The 21,919-nt window shown below is 58.9% G+C and carries 21 protein-coding genes; 11 read left to right on the top strand and 10 right to left on the bottom strand.

The features are described from left to right. The first annotated feature begins 46 nt into the window (after positions 1–46). The 9 genes from L1065_RS02505 to L1065_RS02465 all read left to right on the top strand — a co-directional run bounded on the left by L1065_RS02505 (position 47) and on the right by L1065_RS02465 (position 8,069). A complete protein-coding gene (locus L1065_RS02505) occupies positions 47–964 on the top strand; it encodes a lysophospholipid acyltransferase family protein (protein ID WP_237093866.1) in 918 nt (305 codons plus the stop codon). Next, positions 964–1,776 carry a glutamate racemase gene (locus L1065_RS02500; RefSeq protein WP_237093865.1) on the top strand — a complete coding sequence of 271 codons (813 nt, stop codon included), beginning with the start codon at positions 964–966 and terminating at the stop codon, positions 1,774–1,776. Before L1065_RS02505 ends, L1065_RS02500 begins: the two co-directional genes overlap by 1 nt. Positions 1,777–1,832: 56 nt before the next feature. Further along, positions 1,833–2,861, top strand: a complete 1,029-nt coding sequence (gene argC / locus L1065_RS02495) for an N-acetyl-gamma-glutamyl-phosphate reductase (protein ID WP_237093864.1) — start codon at positions 1,833–1,835, stop codon at positions 2,859–2,861. Between the two features lie 31 nt (positions 2,862–2,892). Then, entirely contained in the window at positions 2,893–3,345 is a 453-nt protein-coding gene (gene ccmE / locus L1065_RS02490) for a cytochrome c maturation protein CcmE (protein WP_237093863.1), read from the top strand. Between the two features lie 92 nt (positions 3,346–3,437). Further along, entirely contained in the window at positions 3,438–4,052 is a 615-nt protein-coding gene (locus L1065_RS02485) for a holin-associated N-acetylmuramidase (protein WP_237093862.1), read from the top strand. Beyond that, positions 4,043–4,624, top strand: a complete 582-nt coding sequence (locus tag L1065_RS02480) for a holin family protein (protein WP_237093861.1) — start codon at positions 4,043–4,045, stop codon at positions 4,622–4,624. The genes L1065_RS02485 and L1065_RS02480 overlap by 10 nt, the downstream gene beginning before the upstream one ends. Positions 4,625–4,759: 135 nt before the next feature. Continuing rightward, positions 4,760–6,736 carry a heme lyase CcmF/NrfE family subunit gene (locus L1065_RS02475; RefSeq protein WP_237093860.1) on the top strand — a complete coding sequence of 659 codons (1,977 nt, stop codon included), beginning with the start codon at positions 4,760–4,762 and terminating at the stop codon, positions 6,734–6,736. Continuing rightward, on the top strand, positions 6,733–7,200 hold the full coding sequence (locus L1065_RS02470; RefSeq protein ID WP_237093859.1) for a cytochrome c-type biogenesis protein: 468 nt from the start codon (positions 6,733–6,735) through the stop codon (positions 7,198–7,200). The genes L1065_RS02475 and L1065_RS02470 overlap by 4 nt, the downstream gene beginning before the upstream one ends. 92 nt (positions 7,201–7,292) lie before the next feature. Further along, entirely contained in the window at positions 7,293–8,069 is a 777-nt protein-coding gene (locus L1065_RS02465; RefSeq protein ID WP_237093858.1) for an enoyl-CoA hydratase-related protein, read from the top strand. A gap of 73 nt (positions 8,070–8,142) precedes the next feature. On the opposite strand, the gene L1065_RS02460 is transcribed toward L1065_RS02465, so the two are convergent. From L1065_RS02460 to gltX, 4 genes are all read right to left on the bottom strand, one after another. Then, a complete protein-coding gene (locus L1065_RS02460) occupies positions 8,143–8,796 on the bottom strand; it encodes an alternative oxidase (protein WP_237093857.1) in 654 nt (217 codons plus the stop codon). A 94-nt stretch (positions 8,797–8,890) separates the two neighbouring features. Beyond that, positions 8,891–10,276 (bottom strand): calcium-binding protein, encoded by a 1,386-nt coding sequence (locus L1065_RS02455; RefSeq protein ID WP_237093856.1) that lies wholly within the window; start codon positions 10,274–10,276, stop codon positions 8,891–8,893. Positions 10,277–10,495: 219 nt separating this feature from the next. Next, positions 10,496–11,791 (bottom strand): citrate synthase, encoded by a 1,296-nt coding sequence (gltA, locus tag L1065_RS02450; RefSeq protein ID WP_237093855.1) that lies wholly within the window; start codon positions 11,789–11,791, stop codon positions 10,496–10,498. Positions 11,792–11,883: 92 nt separating this feature from the next. After that, positions 11,884–13,287 (bottom strand): glutamate--tRNA ligase, encoded by a 1,404-nt coding sequence (gene gltX, locus L1065_RS02445; protein ID WP_237093854.1) that lies wholly within the window; start codon positions 13,285–13,287, stop codon positions 11,884–11,886. A 42-nt stretch (positions 13,288–13,329) separates the two neighbouring features. On the opposite strand from gltX, the gene L1065_RS02440 reads away from it, so the two are divergent. Beyond that, positions 13,330–15,489: a ComEC/Rec2 family competence protein gene (locus L1065_RS02440; protein ID WP_237093853.1), complete on the top strand. Its 2,160-nt coding sequence runs from the start codon at positions 13,330–13,332 to the stop codon at positions 15,487–15,489. On the opposite strand, the gene lexA is transcribed toward L1065_RS02440, so the two are convergent. Genes lexA through L1065_RS02410 form a run of 6 tightly spaced genes read right to left on the bottom strand, consistent with a single transcriptional unit; the run spans position 15,453 to position 20,269 of the window. Further along, entirely contained in the window at positions 15,453–16,148 is a 696-nt protein-coding gene (gene lexA, locus L1065_RS02435) for a transcriptional repressor LexA (protein ID WP_237093852.1), read from the bottom strand. The genes L1065_RS02440 and lexA overlap by 37 nt on opposite strands. Before the next feature lie 60 nt (positions 16,149–16,208). Further along, the gene (glp, locus tag L1065_RS02430) at positions 16,209–17,390 is read right to left on the bottom strand and encodes a gephyrin-like molybdotransferase Glp (protein ID WP_237093851.1); all 1,182 of its coding nucleotides are present in this window, start codon (positions 17,388–17,390) and stop codon (positions 16,209–16,211) included. After that, positions 17,387–17,860: a cyclic pyranopterin monophosphate synthase MoaC gene (gene moaC / locus L1065_RS02425; RefSeq protein ID WP_370641127.1), complete on the bottom strand. Its 474-nt coding sequence runs from the start codon at positions 17,858–17,860 to the stop codon at positions 17,387–17,389. The genes glp and moaC overlap by 4 nt, the downstream gene beginning before the upstream one ends. Beyond that, the gene (trpC, locus tag L1065_RS02420; protein WP_237093850.1) at positions 17,857–18,675 is read right to left on the bottom strand and encodes an indole-3-glycerol phosphate synthase TrpC; all 819 of its coding nucleotides are present in this window, start codon (positions 18,673–18,675) and stop codon (positions 17,857–17,859) included. Before trpC ends, moaC begins: the two co-directional genes overlap by 4 nt. Next, the gene (gene trpD, locus L1065_RS02415; protein ID WP_237093849.1) at positions 18,672–19,691 is read right to left on the bottom strand and encodes an anthranilate phosphoribosyltransferase; all 1,020 of its coding nucleotides are present in this window, start codon (positions 19,689–19,691) and stop codon (positions 18,672–18,674) included. Before trpD ends, trpC begins: the two co-directional genes overlap by 4 nt. After that, on the bottom strand, positions 19,688–20,269 hold the full coding sequence (locus L1065_RS02410) for an aminodeoxychorismate/anthranilate synthase component II (protein ID WP_237093848.1): 582 nt from the start codon (positions 20,267–20,269) through the stop codon (positions 19,688–19,690). Before L1065_RS02410 ends, trpD begins: the two co-directional genes overlap by 4 nt. A 204-nt stretch (positions 20,270–20,473) precedes the next feature. Between L1065_RS02410 and L1065_RS15895 the strand changes: the two genes are divergently transcribed. Further along, the gene (locus L1065_RS15895) at positions 20,474–21,919 is read left to right on the top strand and encodes a divergent polysaccharide deacetylase family protein (protein ID WP_237093847.1); all 1,446 of its coding nucleotides are present in this window, start codon (positions 20,474–20,476) and stop codon (positions 21,917–21,919) included.

Here is a 21,919-nt window from a genome sequence, read left to right as displayed (position 1 = left end):
GATGCTGTGCTAAACTGCGCAAACGTTCGTCAAAGGTATCACAGCCATGCCAAACCGTGCGCAGGATCGCCAAGTCGCCCGCGAGATCACTTATGCCCACTCTGCGTCGTCGCGCCCAGGACGGGCTTTGGTGCGCGTGACTGAAAATGTCACGGGGCGGATCGGCCTGATCAAACGCGTCAAAGGCTATGAAGAGGCCGTGGCCCAAGGGCAGGACTTCTGGAAGGTCATGGTCGAACGCTACGGCCTGACCCTTGATGTGGTGGGCGGCAGTCTGGACAATATCCCCAAAACGGGACCGCTGGTGTTGGTGGCCAATCATCCCTACGGCATTCTGGACGGGCTGATTATGGGGTATATCCTGTCAACGGTGCGCGGTGATTTCCGCATTCTGGCGAATTCGGTTTTTAACAAGGCCGAGGATATCCAGCGTATCATCCTGCCCATCAGCTTTGACCAAACCAAAGACGCGATGCGCCAGAACCTTGAGACCCGCAAAACCTGCCTTGATTATCTGGGGCAGGGTGGTGCCATCGGCGTCTTTCCGGGCGGCACGGTCAGCACAGCCGCCAAACCGTTCGGGCGTGCGCTGGATCCAAGCTGGCGCAGCTTCACCGCCAAGATGATCGGCAAATCAGGGGCAACGGTGGTGCCTGTCTATTTCGAAGGGGCCAACAGCCGTTTGTTCCAACTGGCCAGCCATCTGCACACAACGCTGCGCATGGCGCTGTTGATCAATGAATTCAAACGCCGCGTGGATGAACCCGTGCGCCTGCGCATCGGCACCGCGCTGCCACACGGCGAGATTGCCGCACGTTCCAAAGACCCCAAGGCAATGATGGCGTATTTACGCGAACAAACCTATGCGCTTTCCCCCGATCCGATGGGGCAGAAAGAGCTTGGCTTTGAGTTCGAAGACCAGCACAAAACACAAGAACAACGCATCGAGAAACGGGTATACTGATGGCAGTGGGAATTTTTGACAGCGGCCTTGGCGGGCTGACAGTGTTGGACGCTGTGACCAAACGTTTGCCTGATGTGCCGTTTGTCTATCTGGGCGACAATGCACATGCACCCTACGGCGTGCGCGATGCAGATGATGTCTGTGATCTGACCTCCAAAGCCGTGCACGAGCTTTGGGGCCGTGGGTGTGATCTGGTCATTCTGGCTTGCAACACCGCCTCGGCCGCCGCACTGCGCCGCATGCAAGAAGCAGGCGTGCCAGACGGCAAGCGCGTTCTTGGTGTATTTGTCCCGCTGATCGAGGCGCTGACCGAACGCGAATGGGGCGACAATTCTCCCCCGCGCGAGGTGCAGACCAAACATGTGGCCCTTTTTGCAACCCCCGCGACAGTGCGCAGCCGTGCCTTTCAACGTGAATTGGCGTTTCGCGCCGTTGGCGTCGATGTTGAGGCGCAGGCCTGCGGCGGTGTCGTCGACGCGATAGAGGACGGCGATCTGATCCTGGCCGAAGCCCTTGTGCGCAGCCATGTGGATGCGCTTAAACGCAAGATGCCAGATCCTGACGCGGCCGTTTTGGGCTGCACGCATTATCCGCTGATGGAACATATCTTTGCCGATGCCCTGGGCGAAGGCGTCAAAGTGTTCAGCCAGCCCAATCTGGTGGCCGAAAGCCTTGCCGATTATCTGGCGCGTCGCCCCGATATGATCGGCAGCGGCAAAACCAATCAGTTCCTGACGACAGGGGATCCCAAAACCGTGTCAAACCACGCCACCCAGTTCTTGCGACGTCAGATCAGTTTCGATGCGCTTTAGATTGATCTGACAGGCTTTTTGCCTTAAGCGGCTCACAGCCAAAACGGGAAGACACGATGCACCATAACGTCATTATTCTGGGGGCCTCAGGCTACACAGGCGCGGAACTTGTGCGCCTGATTGCGACCCATCCAAGCATGGAAATTGTGGGCCTTTCGGCCGACCGCAAGGCAGGTATGGAAATGGCTGCCGTCTTTCCGCATCTGCGCCATATGCAGCTGCCAAGATTGCAGCGCATCGAAGAGATTGATTTCAACCGCGCCAACCTTGTGTTCTGTGCGCTGCCCCACGCCACATCGCAGGCGGTGATCCGTGAATTGCCTGCCGATATCAAGGTTGTGGACCTCAGCGCGGATTTCCGTCTGCGTGATCCTGATGTCTATGAGAAATGGTATGGCAAACCCCATGCCGCGCTCGATCTGCAGGCGCAGGCGGTTTACGGTCTGACCGAATTCTACCGCGACGAAATCGAAAGCGCACGCCTTGTGGCGGGAACTGGCTGCAACGCCGCGACTGGGCAGTTTGCGCTGCGTCCCTTGATTGCGGCAGGGGTGATTGATCTGGACGACATTGTCATCGACATGAAGGTCGGTGTCAGTGGGGCAGGCCGCGCGCTCAAGGAAAATCTGCTGCATGCCGAATTGTCGGAAAATGCGGCCGCCTACGGCGTGGGCGGCGTTCACCGCCATCTGGCCGAATTTGATCAAGAGTTTTCCGCCATCGCAGGCACGCCCGTGGAAGTGCAATTCACCCCCCATCTGGCGCCCTTCAACCGCGGCATTCTGGCGACCGTCTATGTGTCGGGCCAGGCCGATCAGGTCTATGGCGCGCTACGCGACGCCTATGAACCCGAAACCTTCATCGACGTGCTGCCCATGGGCGAGGTGCCACAGGTCAAACACGTCCGCGGCTCCAACTTCTGCCATATCGGTGTTGTCGCCGACCGCAAAGAAGGGCGCACAATCGTCGTGGCGGCCCTTGATAATCTGACAAAAGGTAGCAGCGGCCAAGCCTTGCAGAACGCAAACCTGATGTTAGGTGAAGAAGAGACGGCAGGCCTACTTTTGGCCCCCGTTTACCCCTAGCTTTCGCCCCTTCCAAAAGGATGGACTGCCAATGAAAAGCCTCAAGAAACAACGCCGCATCCAAGTGATCGCACTGGCCACGGGTGCGTTGATCGTCTCGTTTGGGTTGATCTGGTATGCCAGCCAGGACGCGTTTCAATTCTTCCGCGCCCCGTCCGAGGTGGTAGAGGCACCGCCCGCACCAAACGAGGTGTTCCGCATCGGCGGTCTGGTCGAAGAAGGCACGCTTATTCGCGGCGAAGGGGCCACAATCACCTTCCGCGTCACCGATGGCGGCGCCTCTGTCCCTGTCAGCTACACAGGCGTTTTGCCCGATCTGTTTGGCGAAGGCGAAGGCATGGTCGGCACGGGTTCTTATATTGATGGCGAGTTCAAGGCGACAGAAATTCTGGCCCGCCACGATGAAACCTACATGCCTGCCGAAGTGATCGACGCGTTGAAAGAGCAGGGGGTCTATGTCGACCCTGACGCAAACGATACTTAACCCTTCAGTAACCCGACCGTGCGCAGGTGTTGACGATTGTTAACCCCGCTTTGGCATCTTGATCCTCGTTCAAACAAGAAACGAGGCAAGACATGCAGACCAGCGTTTATCAAATCGCATCCCAAATCGTTCACCGCGAAGGCGGGTTCGTCAATGATCCCGATGATCCGGGTGGGGCCACCAACTTTGGTGTGACCATTCATACCATGCGCCAGCTCGGGCTGGATCTGGACGGCGATGGTGCCGTGACCACCCGCGATGTGCGTCACCTGTCGCGCGCGCAAGCGATAGAGATTTTCATCGACCACTATTTCAACAAACCGCGCATCGCGGATCTGCCCGATGCCTTGCATGCCACCGTTTTTGACATGCAGGTCAACGCGGGCAGCAATGCCGTGCGCATTTTGCAGCGGCTGCTGAACCGCATGGGTCAACAGGTGGTCGTCGATGGTGCCATTGGCCCGCAAACCATCCGCGCGACCCATGCAGCCTATGCTTTGGCGCCCGCACATATCGTGGACGCCTATGGCATCGCGCGGCGCAACTACTACTACGCCATCGGCGATCGTCGTCCGGCCAGTCGCAAATTTGCCCGCCGCAGGGACGGTGGCAAAGGCGGCTGGATTATCCGTGCCGAAGAATTCATCTCGCCGCGCTATCACCTCAGCGCGACCGAGCATCTGGAAAGGACAGCACAATGGGCCTGATTTCAAACGCTGTTCAAACCCTCTTCGGCCAAGGCCGCAATCTGGTCAAAGACACCGCAGAAGTGTTTACCGAAAACCGTGAAGCCGCCGCCACACGCGCGGCCCACCTGCGCCAGGTGGCGATGGATCAATATGGTGCCGAATTTGCCGCACCGTCCCAAAGCCGCTTTGACCGTGTGATGGACGGGGTGAACCGTTTGCCGCGTCCCGCACTTGCACTTGGCACGCTTGCGTTGTTCATCGCGGCGATGGTTGACCCTTTGTGGTTTGCCGCGCGCATGCAGGGCCTTGCCCTTGTGCCCGAGCCGCTGTGGTGGTTGCTTGGTGCGATTGTCAGCTTTTATTTCGGTGCGCGTCACCAAATCAAAAGCCAGCAATTTCAACGCTCTATCGTCCGAACGTCCAACCGCGCACCGCAGGTGGCGGCGCACATATCGGCGCTGGACCAGATACGCGCCGACAGCATCGGTGCCGCAGATACCCGCACCGATGCAAAGCTTTCCCTGGGCGTCGATACGCCCATGGATAACCCCGCGCTGACAGACTGGAAAACCAGCACAGCGCAGCCCTAAAGAGGCACCCCTACAGGCAAGACGCGCCCCGTTGGTTCTCTGGATCAACGGGGCATTTCCAAGCTGACAGAATTGTCAGAGGCACAGGTGTCGCACCCCATTGGCGACACCCCTTTGACGGACTATACCTAGATTATGATTACAGAACTCGGACATTTCGCCCTGATCCTCGCCTTTGTTGTGGCGATCTTTCAGATGATCGTGCCCATGGTCGGCGCCACCAAAGGTTGGAACAGCTGGATGGCCGCGGCCGAACCTGCTGCGACGGCTCAGTTTTTGCTGACACTGCTCAGTTTCGGCGCGTTGACATATGCCTTTGTGGTATCCGACTTTTCGCTGCAACTGGTCACGCTCAACAGTCACACGGCCAAACCGATGCTCTATAAAATCACGGGCGTCTGGGGCAATCACGAAGGCTCGATGCTGCTGTGGATCCTGATCCTGACCCTCTTTGGCGCGATAGCCGCGTGGTTTGGCCAAGGGTTGCCCCCCACCTTGAAGGCCCGTGTTCTGGCGGTGCAATCCTCGGTTGCCGTGGCCTTCTTTGCTTTCCTGATTTTCACCTCAAACCCCTTTGTCCGCTTGGCAATCCCGCCATTTGACGGGCAGGATTTGAACCCACTGCTGCAAGACCCCGGTCTGGCGTTCCACCCCCCCTTCCTCTACCTCGGTTACGTGGGGCTTTCGATGTCCTTCAGCTTTGCCGTTGCCGCGCTGATCGAAGGGCGCGTTGATGCGGCATGGGGCCGTTGGGTGCGCCCGTGGACCTTGGCGGCTTGGGTGTTCCTGACCATCGGCATCGCGCTTGGCTCTTGGTGGGCCTATTACGAGCTCGGTTGGGGCGGCTTCTGGTTCTGGGATCCTGTCGAAAACGCCAGCTTCATGCCTTGGCTGATCGCAGCGGCATTGCTTCATTCGGCCATCGTTGTCGAAAAGCGCGAGGCGCTGAAAAGCTGGACCATCCTTCTGGCCATCCTTGCCTTTGGCTTCTCGCTCATCGGCGCGTTCATCGTGCGTTCGGGCGTTCTGACCTCTGTCCACGCCTTTGCCAATGATCCCGAACGCGGCGTCTATCTGCTGGCGATTACGGGTGTCTTTATGGGCGGCGCCTTGGTGCTTTACGCATTGCGTGCCGACCGCATGGAGGCCAAGGGTGTGTTCTCTGTCGTCAGCCGTGAAACCGCACTTGTGGCCAACAATGTGCTTCTGGCCGTCTCGTGTTTCGTGGTGTTCATCGGCACCATCTGGCCGCTGGTGGCCGAGATGTTCTTTGATCGCAAGCTCAGCGTCGGTCCCCCCTTCTTTAACATGGCCTTCACGCCCTTCATGGTGCTGCTGTCGATCATCATGCCGATTGGTGCGCTCATGGCATGGAAACGTGCCAAATTGGGCCGCATCAGCGCGTCGCTGACCCCCATCCTGATCCTCTCTGTCGCCATCGGTGCGCTGGCCTATGCGGTGCAATCGGAAAAAACAGCGATGGGTCCGATTGGCATGGCGCTTGGTGCGTGGCTTGTGTTTGGCTCTGCTTGGGAAATCTGGACCCGCACAGGCAAAGGTGGTGCGCGGTTTGCCCGTCTCAAAGGGCTGCCCCGCGCGGATTGGGGCAAAGCGGTCGCCCATGCAGGCATGGGCATCACCACAATCGGCGTGGCCGGCATCATGGCATGGCAGATCGAAGATATTCGCGTGGCCCAAGAAGGCGATCGCTACACGGTGGGCAACCACCAGATTGAGCTGATTGCCGTCGAAGAGGTGCGCGGACCGAATTATTTCAGCACAATGGCCGAAATCGCCGTCTACCGTGGCGGGCGCGAGGTGGCACATCTCTATCCTGAAAAACGCATCTACCCCGTGGCGGGCATGCCAACGACCGAAGCGGCCATCAAAAACGGCATCCTGCGCGATGTCTATGTGGTGATCGGTGATCCGCAACAGGGCGGTGGATGGGCCGTGCGGACCTATATCAAACCCTTTGCAAACTGGATTTGGGCAGGCTCGATCATCATGGCGATCGGTGGCTTCCTGTCACTCACAGACCGCCGTATCCGTGTGGCTGGCGGTGCGCGCAAGGCACAGACCCCCAAGGTCAGCGGAGTGCCAGCAGAATGAAACGACTGCTGTTGATCTTGTGCCTTTTGGCGACACCCGTTTTTGCGGTGCAGCCCGACGAGGTGCTCAGCGATCCGGTTTTGGAAGACCGCGCGCGCGAGCTTTCCAAAGGGCTGCGTTGCCCGGTCTGCCGTAACGAAAGCATCGACGAATCCAGCGCAGAGGTCGCCCGCGACCTGCGTCTGGTGCTGCGCGAACGGCTTGTGGCAGGCGATACTGATGCGCAGGCCATCGCCTTTCTGGTCGAACGCTATGGCGAATACGTGTTGCTGAACCCGCCTGTGAAAGGCTCCACATGGCTGTTGTGGTTGGCAGGGCCGATCATGCTGCTTTTGGCGGGCGGTGTTGCCGCGACCTATCTGCGCGGTCGATCGGACGAAGGCCGCGCCGAAGCCGCGACTCTGTCGGACGAAGAACTTGCGCGGCTGAACGACCTGATCGGCGAGAATTCTGACAAAACGTAGCGTCTTGGTGCGATTTCCTTGGCTGTTCGGCTTCCCCTTTGGGGCAGGTAAACTAAAGTGTTCAGGACACGCCGAATAAAGGACTGCACCTGATGCATTATGAAATGATCCGCTACGATGTGGCCGACAACATCGCCACCATCACACTGAACCGTCCCGAGGTGAAAAACGCCCTGAACGGGTTGATGCGGGCCGAGCTGACCCACGCGGTAAAAGCAGGCGCCAAAGATGCACGTGTTGTTGTGCTGACGGGCTCTGGTGGCGCTTTTTGTTCAGGCCAAGACCTTGGCGATGGTGGCTCTGCGGCCAGTCTGGATCTGGAACGCACTTTGCGCGATGAATATGTGCCCATGCTTGAGGCTATTTTTGACTGCCCCGTGCCGACCATTTCCGCGGTAAACGGCGCCGCGGCGGGGGCAGGGGCCAACCTTGCCCTTGCGGCGGATGTCGTCATTGCCACGCAATCAGCGTTCTTTTTGCAAGCCTTCACGCGCATCGGCCTGATCCCTGATGCAGGCGGCACCTACTGGCTGCCGCGCCAGATGGGGGCGGCCAAAGCCATGGGCGCTGCTCTTTTTGCAGATAAGATCAGCGCCGAACAAGCCAGCGATTGGGGCATGATCTATGAAGCCATCGCAGACGATGCGTTTGAGGCCCATTGGAAGGCCCGCGCGGCACATTTGGCGGCTGGACCGACGCAAACCTATAAACATCTGAAAACAGCGATCCGCAGCTCGTTCGAAAACACGCTGGAAGATCAGCTGACACTTGAAGCCCAGTTGCAAGGCGCGTGCGGTGAAACCCGAGACTTCAAAGAAGGCGTGCTGGCCTTCCTTGAAAAGCGGCCTGCAAACTTCGAAGGACGTTAGGGCGGGAAAAACCTTCAAGAAGGTTTTTCGGCGCGCAAGACTATTCTGGAATAGTCTTGCGCCCGGAACACAGTTAGACGTGTTCGCCTGATTGGATGGCATTGGCAAAAGCGTGGTTTGTATCCCGGTGCTCTGCCTCATCCGCGCGGATGACCAGAACGACTTCACGCAATCGCGCATCCTCTGCCAGCCCCCAGTAGTCCTTTGCGATTTGGGGGGCAGGGACGTTTTCCACTGTGCCCGCATCAATCTGCTCAAGGTATTGCGTATAGCTGATCACGGCTTCCTCTTCGAGATATCCCACAACGCGGTGTGCTGTTTTGGGGGCAAAGAGGTAGAGGAAAAAGTAGAAGTTATAAAAGATTGCCTGCGTGATCATAATAACCCATCGTTCAAAGCGCGACGGCTCTGCGATATGGATGAATGTCATCAGATGCATCCGCTCGTTGTCGGCCTCTTCGATCAGTTCTTTGATCCAGCCTTGGTCATCGCGGATGTGACGGATAGCTTTGAGGTGTTGCAACAATCCCCCCACCATGCCAGGCACCGCGGCCACGGTTTCGAGCACCACAGCGCGGTGCCCGTAGCGGCCTGCAAAGAATTTATCGGCAAAGACCCGTAGGAATTTCACAAAGCGCAGGGCGATCCGGTCGTGGATGTCCTGTGGTTCGTGATGGACCGTTTGGAAGTGGTCTTCCAAGGTCGAAAAGTCATGGTGGTGTTTCATAAAATTCGCGCTCCAAAACCCTTATCTGATTAGATAAATAGGGTTGGAGCGCGATTTTTCAGTGCGACAAATCAGTCGCGTTTTCCGTTCGGTATTACAGCGGAACGTCGACATCGTTCGAGATGAACTGAAGGTCTGCGGCTGCCAGTGTTTGGGCCGTTGCACCCACAACAAAGGCAATTGGTTCGCCGTCCAGCAAGATGAAGGTCCCATCGGGAACAGCCGGTGCCGCGACCTCGGCCTCAGCGGCTTCGTCGGTTGCCTCGGCCACGGCTTCAACCACGGGTTCGTCTGTTTCGGCCGCTTCTGCTTCAGTCGCTTCGACCACTGGGGTTTCGGCTTCTGTCGCTTCGCCCCCAGTCGCTTCGCCCTCAGTCGCTTCGCCTTCTGTCGCTTCACCTTCTTCGGCATCCGTTGGTTCGGCCACGGCAGCTTCTGCAAAGTTCTGATCAAAGGTGATCGCACCAGCGGCGGCCCCTGCGGGCAAGGCGATGACGATTGTATCGTCCTCTGGGGTGAAGTCGGTGATGACAGCAGCGCCGCCTTCGGCACGCGCGTCGCCTGCCAGCACAGCAAAGATATCTTCGCCTTCGCCGCCGACACCCACGTCGGTCGCGCCAAGGATCAGCGTATCGTTGCCTAACCCGCCGCTCAGCAGGTCGGTGCCAGCGCCATCGGTGAAGTCATTGGTGATGACCGTCGCTGCGGCCACGGCTTCGACGGCTTCCTCAACCTCTGCGTCGGTTGCTTCTGCTTCTGCTTCGGCAACAACAGCTTCTTCTTCGGTTGCCTCTTCTTCGTCAGCCGCACCCTCAGTCTCTTCGCCGGCCATGTCTTCGGCTACTTCTTCAACGTCGGTTGGGGCGGTCGGGTCGGCTTCGCCTTCGACCTCAGCTTCTTCTTCTTCGGCTGCAACAATCGGGGCAGGTTCGGAAGCCGCACGGTCTTCGCGCAGGTCGCGCAATTCGTCGAGACCCTGGAAGTTATCAAAGAAGGCATCGCCTGTCAGCGTATCATCACCGACGCCACCAAAGACCGAGTCGTCACCCTTGCCACCTTCAAGGAAATCGTCATCTGCGCCACCAAACATGCGGTCAGCGCCTTCGCCGCCCAGAAGATAATCATCGCCGTCGCCACCGACCAACAGGTCGTCGCCGCGGTTGCCATGCAGGATATCGTCGTCGACGCCGCCAAAGACACGGTCCTGACCAGCGCCACCGCTGAGAATGTCATCCCCTTTGCCGCCCAACAGCACATCATCGCCCGAGGCGCCATGCACAACATCATTGCCGCCGCGTGCTGCGATTTCTTCGTTGTTGGCATCGCCGAAAAAGAAGTCGCCAGCAGATGTCAGTTCTACGGCTTCGTCGGTTGGATTAGGCTCGTTGGGGCCATCATCATCGTCATCGCCAAACAGGTTTCCCAAGAAGAGAATATCGAAGGCAATCGGTATAAGTATCAGTGTCGCAAGAGCAAGCATGTCGGTTTCCCATCCCAGTATATTTGGGTCAGGATATCCGCCCTTGTCTGATTAAGGAATAGTTAAGACAAAAATGTGTTAAATCTGGACGAAATCGGGAACAATTCCCCGTCAGTAATCCGCATTGTTTCGCCCCACGCGCGCAATCGCTGTGCATCTTGCCAAAGAAAAGGCCGCATGCGGGGATGCGGCCTTTCAAATCGGGATGTGATCGCGGGATCAGCGCTGTTCGATATCGACGTAATCGCGCAGTGTTTCGCCGCAATAAAGCTGGCGGGGGCGGCCGATTTTCATGCCCGGATCGCTGATCATTTCTTTCCACTGCGAAATCCAGCCCACGGTGCGCGACAGCGCAAAGATGGGGGTGAACATGGATGTCGGGAAACCCATCGCCTCAAGAATGATGCCCGAGTAGAAATCGACGTTCGGGAACAGTTTCTTATCTGCGAAATACGGATCTTCGAGGGCGGCTTTCTCAAGCTCTTTGGCAACCTGAAGGATCGGGTTGTTTTCGACACCCAGAAGATCAAGCACCTCGTCGGCGGATTGCTTCATCACTTTGGCGCGCGGATCGAAGTTTTTGTAGACGCGGTGGCCAAAGCCCATCAGGCGGAAGGGATCATCCTTGTCCTTGGCGCGGGCGATATATTCGGGGATACGCTCAACGCTGCCAATTTCCTTGAGCATTTCTAGGCAGGCTTGGTTCGCGCCACCGTGGGCAGGGCCCCAAAGGCAGGCAATGCCGGCGGCAATACAGGCAAAGGGGTTGGCCCCTGACGACGACGCCAGACGCACGGTCGAGGTTGAAGCGTTTTGTTCGTGATCGGCATGCAGCGTAAAGATGCGGTCCATCGCGCGGCTGAGGATCGGGTTCACCTCGTAGTCTTCGGCGGGGACTGCAAAACACATGCGCAGGAAGTTGGAAGAATAGTCCAGATCATTGCGCGGATACACAAACGGCTGACCGATGGTGTATTTATAGGCCATCGCCGCGATTGTGGGCATTTTGGCGATCAAGCGGTGGCTTGCAATCTCGCGCTGGCGCGGATCAGCGATGTCGGTGCTGTCGTGATAGAAGGCGGACATGGCCCCGACAACGCCCGTCATAACAGCCATCGGGTGCGCGTCACGGCGGAAGCCGCGGAAGAAGTTCATCATCTGCTCGTGCAGCATCGTGTGACGGGTGATTGTCGTCTCAAATTCTTCGAGGGCTGTGGCCGATGGCAGCTCTCCGTAGAGCAGTAGGTAGCAGACCTCGAGGTAGTGCGATTTTTCGGCCAGTTGGTCGATAGGGTAGCCACGGTGCAGCAATTCGCCTTTGCCGCCATCAATAAAGGTGATGGTGCTGTCGCAAGCGGCTGTTGAGGTGAAACCGGGATCATAGGTAAACACTTTGCCTTCGGCATAAAGCTTGCGAATGTCGATCACCTCTGGACCCACGGTCGGCGCATACATCGGCAATTCGATGGATTTGTCGTCAAAGGTGAGTGTTGCGGTTTTGGTGCTTTCTGGCATGCGAGCGTCCCTTCCTAGCAAGGTGTGCCCCATGTGGACACACGTGTTCAGTATGCGACCTTCAACGACGGTTTACGCAGGATGCGTAACGATCAGATGTCAGCAGCGTGCGCTTCGTTCAAACGGGCGATGGTTTCATCGCGCCCCAAAACGAGCATCATATCAAAGACCGATGGGGTGACAGCGCGCCCTGCAAGGGCCGCCCGCAAGGGCCCTGCCAGCTTACCAAACCCGATCTCGTGGGCTTCGCAGATGGCGTTGGCGGCCTCCTCCAATGCGTCTCTGGACCAGCTAACAGTTTGCAAATGCGGCGTCAATTCCTTCAGTATACCAATGGATACCGCATTAAGCTGCTTTGCGGCCTTTGCATCCACGTCCAAGGGGCGTTTCGTCAGAATAAAGTGAGCCTTTTCAAGCAGATCAGGGAAATGCTTGGCCCGTTCCTTGAGGCAATACATCGCACGTTCCAACCCGTCTGATTGCGCCTGCGACAAAGGAGCCGCATCTGTGACGGCCAAGAAAGCCTCGATTTCCTGCCGCAGTGCAGCGTCATCCGCCATAGCGACCTGCGCGCTGTTGATGCTGTCGAGTTTTTTGAAGTCAAACCGTGCAGGGCTTTTGCCGATGCCGCCCAGATCAAACCAGTCTTTGGCTTGCGCGTCGGTAAAGACTTCGTCGTCGCCGTGGCTCCATCCCAGACGGGCCAGATAATTGCGCATACCGGCCGCCGAATACCCCATCGCCTGGTATTCTTCGACGCCCAACGCGCCGTGGCGTTTGGACAGTTTCTTGCCGTCTGCCCCGTGCAAAAGCGGGATATGGGCGTAGGTGGGCAGGGTCCATCCCATTGCTTGATAAATCATCATCTGGCGCGCGGCGTTGTTCAGGTGATCATCGCCGCGAATGACATGGGTCACGCCCATATCGTAATCATCCACCACGACGGCCAGCATATAGACAGGTGTGCCATCGCTGCGCAGCAAAACCATATCGTCCAGCTGGTCATTGCGGATGGTGACGTCGCCTTGCACCTGATCGCGGATCACGGTTGTGCCGTCTTGTGGGGCTTTGATGCGCACGACAAACGGCGCATCCGGGTGGGTGGCAGCATCCGCATCGCGCCAGGGCGAGCGGAACAATGTGCTGCGCCCATCGGCCTTGGCCGCCTCGCGGAAGGCGGCAATCTCGTCTTGGGTGCTAAAGCATTTGTAGGCCTTGCCCTGCGCCAGCAAGTCATGCGCCACTTGGGCGTGCCGCGGGGCGTTGTCGAACTGGCTGACCACATCGCCATCGTGATCAAGCCCGAGCCACGCCATGCCGCGCAAAATCGCATCGGTTGCTTCGGGGGTCGAGCGTTCACGGTCGGTATCCTCAATGCGCAGCAGGAATTTGCCACCGCGTCCGCGGGCATAAAGCCAGTTGAACAGCGCGGTGCGCGCACCGCCGATATGCAGAAAACCAGTGGGCGAGGGCGCGAAGCGGGTAACGACTGTCATGAGGGCATTAACCTTTGGGTAACCGTGATTGGGGTAAGTCAGGTGGGGTCTAATCGTGCAGAGGTGGAAGAACAAGTGGAACGGGCGTCCTTGCCACTTATCCTATTCGAAACACTGGAAGCGCAGAGGGATCGGACGTTCCTTTGGGCGCCTGTCTGCTTTGCCTTGGGCATCGGGCTGTATTTCGCCTTGCCTGCTGAGCCTGCAAGGGGCGCCCTATGGACGCTTGGCGCAGTCGCTATCGGGCTGGTGTGGGCGGCGTTCAAAGGCCCGCGTCTTGTTGCGCCGCTTGTTGTTCTTCTGGCCTTGGTTGTGGCGGGCATCCTCGGGGGTGCGCTTCGCACTCAGTGGGTTGCGGGCCCGGTGCTGGACTGGCGCTACTACGGCGCGGTTGAAGGGCGGGTCGTGGCCCTTGATCGCTCCCAATCAGGGGCGTTGCGCATGACCTTGGACCAAGTTCATCTTGAGCGTGTGGCGCCTGCAAAAACGCCCCGCCGCGTGCGTATCAGCCTGCATGGGGCCGCGCCCGCGGCTGCGATAGAGATTGGTCAGCGGGTTATGACAACCGCACATCTGTCGCCGCCCAACGGCCCTGTTGAACCTTATGGGTTTGATTTCAGGCGGCACGCCTGGTTTTTGCAGATCGGTGCGTTTGGCTATACGCGCAACGCGGTTTTACTGTGGGAGGATGCGGCCCCCCAAGGACTGGCGCTGCGCATCAACGCGATACGGCAGGCGATCAGCACCGAGGTTTTGTCACAGATGCAGGGGCGCGAAGGGGCTTTTGCGATGGCCGTGACCACAGGGGACCGATCGGCCATGGATGCACAGACTTTGCAAAACCTGCGCCGATCGAACCTTGCGCATTTGCTGGCCATTTCGGGGCTGCATATGGGGCTGTTGACGGGGGTTGTCTTTGGTGCGGTGCGGGCAGGTCTGGCACTGGCGCCAGCGGTCTCGATGCGGGTGCGGCCCAAGAAAATTGCTGCTGTTGTCGCTCTTGGGGCAGGGGCTTTTTATCTTGGGCTATCAGGTGGATCGGTCGCAACCGAACGCGCGTTTATCATGGTCAGCGTGATGCTTGGCGCGGTGTTGGTTGACAGGCGTGCGTTATCGCTGCGCGCCGTGGCCCTGGCGGCGTTGATTGTGTTGTGTTTGCGGCCAGAAGCATTGGTCGGGCCCGGTTTTCAGATGTCGTTTGCCGCGACAGCAGCGCTTGTGTGGGCCTTCGGGCTGCTGCGTGATTTGCAACTGCCGTTGCCCAGATGGGCCAATCCGATTTTATCGGTTGTTGTCTCGTCGGCAGTGGCAGGGGCGGCGACGGCACCCATCGCGGCCATCCACTTCAACCAGATCGTGCATCTGGGGTTGTTTGCCAACGTCATTGCGGTGCCGGTCATGGGGATGGTCGTTGTGCCTGGGGCGGTGATCGCGGCGGTGCTTTGGCCTGTTGGCCTGTCATGGATCGGGTTTGAGGTGATGGCGCTTGGCTGCACTTGGATTTTAACGGTCGCTGATTTTTTCGGCACGATGGATCAAGCGGTGTCTGGGGTGCCGATGCCGCCGCCTGCTGTTTTGCCCCTCATTGCGGTGGGTGGCGTGATCTTTTTGCTATGGCGTGGTGTCGGGAAATGGGTGGGCCCCGCTGTGGGGCTTGTTGCTCTGACGGTTTGGGGCAGTGGCCAGCGGCCCGATGTTCTGATTGCAGGCTCTGGCGGTTTGATTGGTGTGATGACCGATCAGGGGCGCGTCATCAGCCGTGCGCGTGGCAACGGATTTGTGGCGGACAACTGGTTGGAAAATGATGGTGCGCTGAAGGTGAGCCAAGAACAGGCGGCCGCGGGTTGGGCGCGCATGACAAACACGCCGTTTGTGCAAATTGCGGGAAAAAGACAAGTAAATGCGCTGAATTCGTGTGAACCCCCGCTCATTTTTATTGCAAATGTGCAGCCCGAAGAGGCGGTGCTATGCGGAATGTGGACACCAGAAACGCTTGCCCAGACGGGGGCGGTTGCGTTGCGCTTTTCACAGGACGGCTGGCAAATGATGACGGCACAAGATGTGGCGGGCAACCGACCCTGGAGCCGTGTGCCTGCGGGATATGATGACCTTGTTGGCCAGATGCGTGGTCAGGTCAAAGCCCTGCCCACGCAATCCGTTGGCGATCAATATGTGCGGATCAATCCGACCAGCCGACCCTGAACCTTCACCCGATCAGCCGGGAGAATCCGCGTCTCATAAGCGGGGTTGGCAGCTTCCAGCCCGATGGACGAGCCGTGTTTGCGCAAGCGTTTCAGCGTCGCTTCCTGATCTTCGACAAGGGCAACCACAATGTCACCGTCATCGGCCACAGACGTTTCGCGGATCACCACGACATCGCCATCATTGATGCCCGCGTCGATCATGGAATCGCCTTTAACTTCAAGGGCATAGTGGTTGCCTTGGCCGGACAGCATAGCGCCCGGAACAGCAACACTATGGCTGGCGTGTTGAATGGCTTCAATCGGCACGCCCGCGGCGATCTTGCCCATCACCGGCAGTTCGGTCGCGTGGATGGTCACTGTGTTGGCGGCGGGGGGTGTTGCGGCGGGCCTGTCGCCTTCGATGACTTTGGGCGTGAAGCCCGACGTCGGCGCACCGCCCATGCTTTCGGGCAGTTTCACAATTTCAAGGGCACGTGCCTTATGGGCCAAACGGCGGATAAACCCGCGTTCTTCAAGTGCTGTAATCAGACGGTGAATGCCCGATTTGGAGCGCAGATCGAGCGCTTCTTTCATCTCGTCAAAACTGGGGGGGACGCCATCACGCTGCACCCGATTTTGGATGAATTCGAGCAGTTCCAATTGTTTCTTGGTCAGCATGCAAGCGCCCTTTCTGCAACCCGTGTTTTACATATGTTCTAGGCATGTTCTTGTTTTGTGTCAATAATTATCGAGAAGAATGATCTCGGTCTCTTCGCCAATCGCGACGTCGGGGGCGTGGGGCGCACGTTTGATCAGGCAGTTGGCTGCATGCAAAACCTTGATGAGTGCGCTGTCCTGGCGGTCAAACACCTTGACCTGGCCGTCCTGCAAACGGCCGCGCATGTAGTGTTCGCGCGGGCCATTGGCGGGGATGGGTTTGCAGGTGGGCGCTGTGCGCGTGGCGCGGGGCCCTGCGGGCAGGCCGCGCATTTTATTCAGCAGGGGACGCAAAAAAACCTCTCCGCAGACCATTGCGGATACGGGGTTTCCGGGCAGGCCAAGCATGGCCATGTCCCCGATGTTTCCTGCCATGAGCGGTTTACCGGGCCGCATTGCGACCTTGTAAAAGGCGCGGTCCAGCCCTTTGTCCTGCGCCACTTGGCCGACCAGATCGTGGTCGCCCACCGATGCGCCGCCCACTGTCACCAAAAGATCGGCGCCCTGCGCCAGATCAAAGGCCAAGGACAGCGAGGCGGCGGTGTCGCGCGCGATTGGCAACAGACGGGCTGTCCCGCCTGCCGCTTCGACCATCGCGGCCAGCCCGTATGTGTTGGACGCGATGATTTGGTCGCGCGCGGGTGTTTCGCCGGGTTGAACCAACTCGTCCCCCGTGGCGAGGATCGCAATGACAGGTTTGCGTGTGACGGGGACCTGCGCGATGTTCATCGCAGCAAGCAATGCGATGTCGCGCGGGGCCAGAAGGCGCGGGGCTTTGATTGTGTGGCCCGTTTTGAAGTCTTGGCCCGCGGCACGGATATGGCGGGCCTGATCAAGCTGGCTGCCAAGGGTGATTGTGTCGCCTGTGCGCGTCACATCTTCTTGGATGACAACGCGGTCTGCACCCTCCGGCACGGGGGCGCCTGTGAAAATACGGACAGCCTGACCTGCGCCCAGTGGTGTGTCACAGCTATGTCCTGCCGCAGCTTCGCCGATTACGGTCAGGGTCGCACCGCCGGTCCAATCTGCATCGCGTACCGCATAGCCATCCATGGCTGAGCTTGCGAAAGGCGGTTGGGTGAGGGTGGTGGTCACGTCTTGGGCCAGCACGCGACCTGCCGCTTGGCGCAAGGGAACCTCTTCGCTTGGCATGGCATCGGCCAAGGCGAGAACGTAATCAAGTGCCTGCGCGACGGTGATCATTCGGCTTCAAACCGTCCTGATTTGCCGCCATCTTTGAGCGTCACGCGGATTGCGCCGATTTCCATATCCTTTTGCACGGCCTTCAGCATGTCATAGGCCGTTAGCCCCGCCACGGACACGGCGGTGAGGGCTTCCATCTCGACGCCTGTCTGTCCGGTTGTTTTCACCTCGGCGGTGATTTGCAGGCCGGGCAGATCGGTATCGGGGGTCAGATCCACAGTGACTTTGGCGATGGGCAAAGGGTGGCACAGCGGGATCAGATCGGCGCAGCGTTTGGCGCCCATGATGCCCGCAAGCCGCGCAACAGCGATCACATCGCCTTTCTTGGCGCGGCCTTGTTCAACCATTTCAAGGGTTTGCGCGGACATCTTGATGTAGCCCGCCGCAACGGCCACGCGTGCGGTTACGGCCTTGTCAGAGACATCGACCATCTGTGCGCGGCCCTGTTCATCGAAATGCGTCAGGCTCACATCCCACCTCCTGCCGACATCAGGGGATTGCCAATGAGCGCCTTGGTGGCGGCGGCCACATCCGCTTGGCGCATCAGGCTTTCGCCGATCAGGAACGTGCGTGCGCCGTATTTCGCCATATCGGCCAGGTCCTGCGGTGTTGACAAGCCACTTTCACACACGATTGTGCGGTCGCTTGGCACCATGCGCGACAGCTGGCGCGTTGTGTCCAGCGTTGTCTCGAACGTCTTGAGGTTGCGGTTGTTGATGCCCATGAGGGGTGATTTTAGAAGGCAGGCGCGTTCCAGTTCTTCGGCGTCATGCACCTCAAGAAGCACCGACATATTCCATTCGCTTGCTGCCGCCTCAAGCTCTGCGGCTTGGGCATCCGAAACAGAGGCAAGGATGATCAGAATGCAATCGGCATGCAGGGCGCGGGCTTCGACCACCTGATAGGGATCATACATAAAATCCTTGCGCAGGGCGGGCAGATCGACGGCGCCGCGTGCTTGGGTCAGAAATTCGTCGGCCCCTTGGAAACTGGGGGCATCGGTCAGCACTGACAGGCAGGTCGCACCACCCTTTGCATAGGCTTTGGCCAATTCGGGCGGGTTGAAATCTTCGCGGATCAACCCTTTGGACGGGCTGGCTTTTTTGATCTCTGCGATAAGCCCATACCCCGTTTTGGACGCCTGTATCAGATCGCCAGCAAAGTCGCGCGGATGGGGGGCGGCTTTGGCCAAAGCCTCAACGCTGGCCAGATCGGCTTCAGCCTTGCGGGCTGCAACGTCTTCAAGTTTGTAGGCTTTGATTTTGTCGAGGATCGTGTCGGTCATGTGGCCTCCGATGTGATGCGGGCAAGGCCCTGAACCTTGGATTTTGCAGCGCCGCTGTCGATACTCTCACGGGCCAGTTCGACACCTGCTTTCAAACTGTCGGCTTTGTCAGCAACCACAAGGGCGGCTGCGGAATTGAGCAAGACAGCATCGCGGTAGGCGCTGTGCGCGCCCTCCAGCAACGCGGCAAAGGCGCGTCCGTTTTCTTCTGGTGTGCCGCCCATGATCTCGGAAAATTTGCGTGGGGCAAGCCCTGCGTCTTCGGGGTGCACCTCAAGCGCGGTGATTTTACCATCTTGCAAGGCGGCGACGGCCGTGGTGCCCGAGATCGCAATTTCATCCGTGCCGTCAGAGCCGTGGACAAGCCATGCTTTTTCAGACCCGAGCTCTTGCAAGGTTTCGGCCATCGGGAAGATCAGATCAGGGGCAAAGGCGCCTGTCAGCTGGCGTTTGACACCAGCGGGGTTGGTCAGCGGGCCAAGGATGTTGAAGATCGTTTTGCATCCCAATTCCTGACGCACAGGCATAACGTGGCGGATAGCAGGGTGGTGCATCGGCGCCATCATGAAGGCGATGCCCACCTCGGCCAAGGCCTGTTCAACCACATCCGCGCCAACCATGACGTTGATCCCCATCTGGCCAAGCGCATCAGCCGCCCCAGACAAGGACGACAGGTTTTTGTTTCCGTGTTTGGCCACGGGCACGCCAGCCCCTGCCACAACAAAAGCCGTGGCGGTGGAGATATTCAGCGTGCCTTTGCCGTCACCACCTGTGCCGACGATATCCATCGCACCGTCGGGTGCCTTCACCGCATTGCATTTGGCGCGCATGACGGCGGCGGCGGCGGCATATTCGGCCACGCTTTCACCGCGTGCGCGCATGGCCATCAGCAACCCGCCCATTTGTGCAGGCGTGGCTGTGCCTTCAAACAGCTCCTCAAAAGCAGCCTCGGCTTGGGTACGCGACAAGGGCCCTTCGGAGGCGGCAAAAATCAGGGGTTTGAGAGCATCGCTCATGCGGGCACCTTTAGCGTGTCTGTGAAGTTCTTGATCAAGGCGTGGCCGTGTTCGGAGCGAATGGATTCAGGGTGAAACTGCACGCCGTGGATCGGCAAATCGCGGTGTTGCAGCCCCATGATTGTGCCGTCTTCCAGATCGGCTGTGATTTCAAGACAGTCTGGCAGGCTGTCACGCTCAACCACCAAAGAATGATAGCGCGTGGCTTCAAAAGGGGATGGCAGGCCTGCAAACAGCCCTTTGCCAGAGTGCCTGACGGTGCCCATTTTGCCGTGCACAATTTCCGAATGGCGCACCACTTTGCCGCCAAAGGCCTCGCCGATGGTTTGATGGCCCAAGCAGACGCCCATCAGCGGGATGCGTGTTTCGGCGGCGGCTTGGGTCAGGGCAAGGCAAATGCCCGCTTGGGCTGGATCACAAGGCCCGGGCGACAGCAAAATGCCAGCGGGGTTCATTGCCATTGCCTCTTGCACATCGATGGCATCATTGCGTTCAATGCGCACCTCGACCCCCAATTCGCCGACGTAATGCACCAGATTATAGGTGAAACTGTCGTAGTTATCGATCAAGAGCAGCATTTGGCGCGACCTTTGGTTTGCAATAATCCGTATCCTCGACGCGATGGTGTAAAAAGGGGGTGCGCGTCGTGGTTTTGTCGCGGTATAGATGGTCAGGCTTGAGGGGCAAGGTCAAGGTGCATCCGCGCATGGTCTGGCCGTCCAAAAGAAAGAAAAGCGGTTCGCGTGCTGCGTGAACCTGGCGAAAGATAGGGGTATCTCAGGGTGGCTAGGGGCGTAATTGCAGGTGTTGTTTGGGGCGTGGTTGTTGGCAGCACGGGTGTGGTGGCTACGCATATGATCGCGCCGCCTGTTTCGGTCGCGCCCACGGATGTTGTCGATGTAGCGCCCATTGCGGCCGGCCAGGCGCCCGAGATTGCAGCCACCGATCCCCAAGCCCCCGCTGCGCCGTCGTCGCCACAGCCCGAAAATATGGCGCCTGTCCTTGAAGGTGCTGATGTCGCGCAAGCCCCTGTTGCGGATACCGAAACGGCCGAGCGTCCGCAGACAACAGCGCAGGCCCCCGATCTGGGCGACGACGCACCAACCGCGCCGCCCGTGGGGGTTGAGGTGCAGATCGAAGCGCCGGTTTTACCAAACCCGCAAGCCCTGGCTCCGACAGCCCCCGCGCCAGAGGCCGAACCCGAAGCCATAACGCAGACCGAAGCGCCAGCAGATACTCAAGTCGATGCGTCAGCAGCCGAACCCACCACCAGCCCCGATGTCACCGCGCCAGAGGCTGAGGACATCGCGGCATTGGCAGAGCCCGAGGCATCGCAAGACACAACACAGCCCGCCGCGCAAACAGAGCAAGCACCCGCCGAACCAGAGCCTGCACCACAGCAGATACCATCGGTGGTTGAGACATCGCAGGGTGGCACCATCGGCAATCTGGCAGAAGGCGTGACCACAAACAGACTGCCAACAATCGGCGCAGACGCCCCAACGGATGAAGCTGCGCAAGATACAGCCGCACCCCAGACCACACCCGAGGCCACTGGCCGCGCCATCGAAGACTTTGCCGTGACCGTGGATGTGGACCCGACCAAACCACTGATGTCGATGGTGTTGATTGACGACGGCAGTGTTGAGATTGGCCCAGAGGCGCTTCAGAGCTTTCCCTATCCGATCAGTTTTGCGGTCGATGCCAGTTTGCCAAATGCTGCCGCACTTATGCAGCAATACCGCGCAGCGGGTTATGAGGTGATGGCGCTTACGAACATCCCCGAAGGCACGCAACCCAGTGATCTGGAGGTCGCTGTCGAGGCCTATCTGTCATCGGTGCCCGAGGCTGTGGGGCTGTTTGAAGTCTCGGGTCGCGTTGTCCAGACCGACCCCGACCTGCGCGCACAGATGATTGATATCGCCGCTGACCGTGGACTTGGATTGCTGAGCTATCAGGCAGGTCTGAACCCGCTTCAACAGGACGCCGCACGCAGCGATGTGCCTGCCGCGGTGGTGTTTCGTGATCTGGACGGCGACGGGCAGGACGCCAGCGTCATCCGCCGCTTTCTGGATCAGGCCGCGTTCCGCGCGTCGCAAGAGGGCGGAGTGATCATGGTGGGGCGTGTGAAACCCGAAACGATCAGCGCACTTTTGATCTGGGGTCTGGGACAACGCGCAGCGCGCGTGTCTTTGGTGCCGATTTCCACATTACTGACAGCGCGGTAG

This window comes from Nereida sp. MMG025, from assembly GCF_021654165.1.
Taxonomy (GTDB): domain Bacteria; phylum Pseudomonadota; class Alphaproteobacteria; order Rhodobacterales; family Rhodobacteraceae; genus Nereida.
Note: the sequence above shows the minus strand (reverse complement) of the source record. Positions and strands in the feature narration are given on the sequence as shown.

What these genes read in the sequence shown, in the direction of transcription:
- L1065_RS02505 (WP_237093866.1), top strand. Translation starts at nt 47, where the DNA reads ATGCCAAACCGTGCGCAGGATCGCCAAGTCGCCCGCGAGATCACTTAT.
- L1065_RS02500 (WP_237093865.1), top strand. Translation starts at nt 964, where the DNA reads ATGGCAGTGGGAATTTTTGACAGCGGCCTTGGCGGGCTGACAGTGTTG.
- argC (WP_237093864.1), top strand. Translation starts at nt 1,833, where the DNA reads ATGCACCATAACGTCATTATTCTGGGGGCCTCAGGCTACACAGGCGCG.
- ccmE (WP_237093863.1), top strand. Translation starts at nt 2,893, where the DNA reads ATGAAAAGCCTCAAGAAACAACGCCGCATCCAAGTGATCGCACTGGCC.
- L1065_RS02485 (WP_237093862.1), top strand. Translation starts at nt 3,438, where the DNA reads ATGCAGACCAGCGTTTATCAAATCGCATCCCAAATCGTTCACCGCGAA.
- L1065_RS02480 (WP_237093861.1), top strand. Translation starts at nt 4,043, where the DNA reads ATGGGCCTGATTTCAAACGCTGTTCAAACCCTCTTCGGCCAAGGCCGC.
- L1065_RS02475 (WP_237093860.1), top strand. Translation starts at nt 4,760, where the DNA reads ATGATTACAGAACTCGGACATTTCGCCCTGATCCTCGCCTTTGTTGTG.
- L1065_RS02470 (WP_237093859.1), top strand. Translation starts at nt 6,733, where the DNA reads ATGAAACGACTGCTGTTGATCTTGTGCCTTTTGGCGACACCCGTTTTT.
- L1065_RS02465 (WP_237093858.1), top strand. Translation starts at nt 7,293, where the DNA reads ATGCATTATGAAATGATCCGCTACGATGTGGCCGACAACATCGCCACC.
- L1065_RS02460 (WP_237093857.1), bottom strand. Translation starts at nt 8,796, where the DNA reads ATGAAACACCACCATGACTTTTCGACCTTGGAAGACCACTTCCAAACG.
- L1065_RS02455 (WP_237093856.1), bottom strand. Translation starts at nt 10,276, where the DNA reads ATGCTTGCTCTTGCGACACTGATACTTATACCGATTGCCTTCGATATT.
- gltA (WP_237093855.1), bottom strand. Translation starts at nt 11,791, where the DNA reads ATGCCAGAAAGCACCAAAACCGCAACACTCACCTTTGACGACAAATCC.
- gltX (WP_237093854.1), bottom strand. Translation starts at nt 13,287, where the DNA reads ATGACAGTCGTTACCCGCTTCGCGCCCTCGCCCACTGGTTTTCTGCAT.
- lexA (WP_237093852.1), bottom strand. Translation starts at nt 16,148, where the DNA reads ATGCTGACCAAGAAACAATTGGAACTGCTCGAATTCATCCAAAATCGG.
- glp (WP_237093851.1), bottom strand. Translation starts at nt 17,390, where the DNA reads ATGATCACCGTCGCGCAGGCACTTGATTACGTTCTCGCCTTGGCCGAT.
- trpC (WP_237093850.1), bottom strand. Translation starts at nt 18,675, where the DNA reads ATGACCGACACGATCCTCGACAAAATCAAAGCCTACAAACTTGAAGAC.
- trpD (WP_237093849.1), bottom strand. Translation starts at nt 19,691, where the DNA reads ATGAGCGATGCTCTCAAACCCCTGATTTTTGCCGCCTCCGAAGGGCCC.
- L1065_RS02410 (WP_237093848.1), bottom strand. Translation starts at nt 20,269, where the DNA reads ATGCTGCTCTTGATCGATAACTACGACAGTTTCACCTATAATCTGGTG.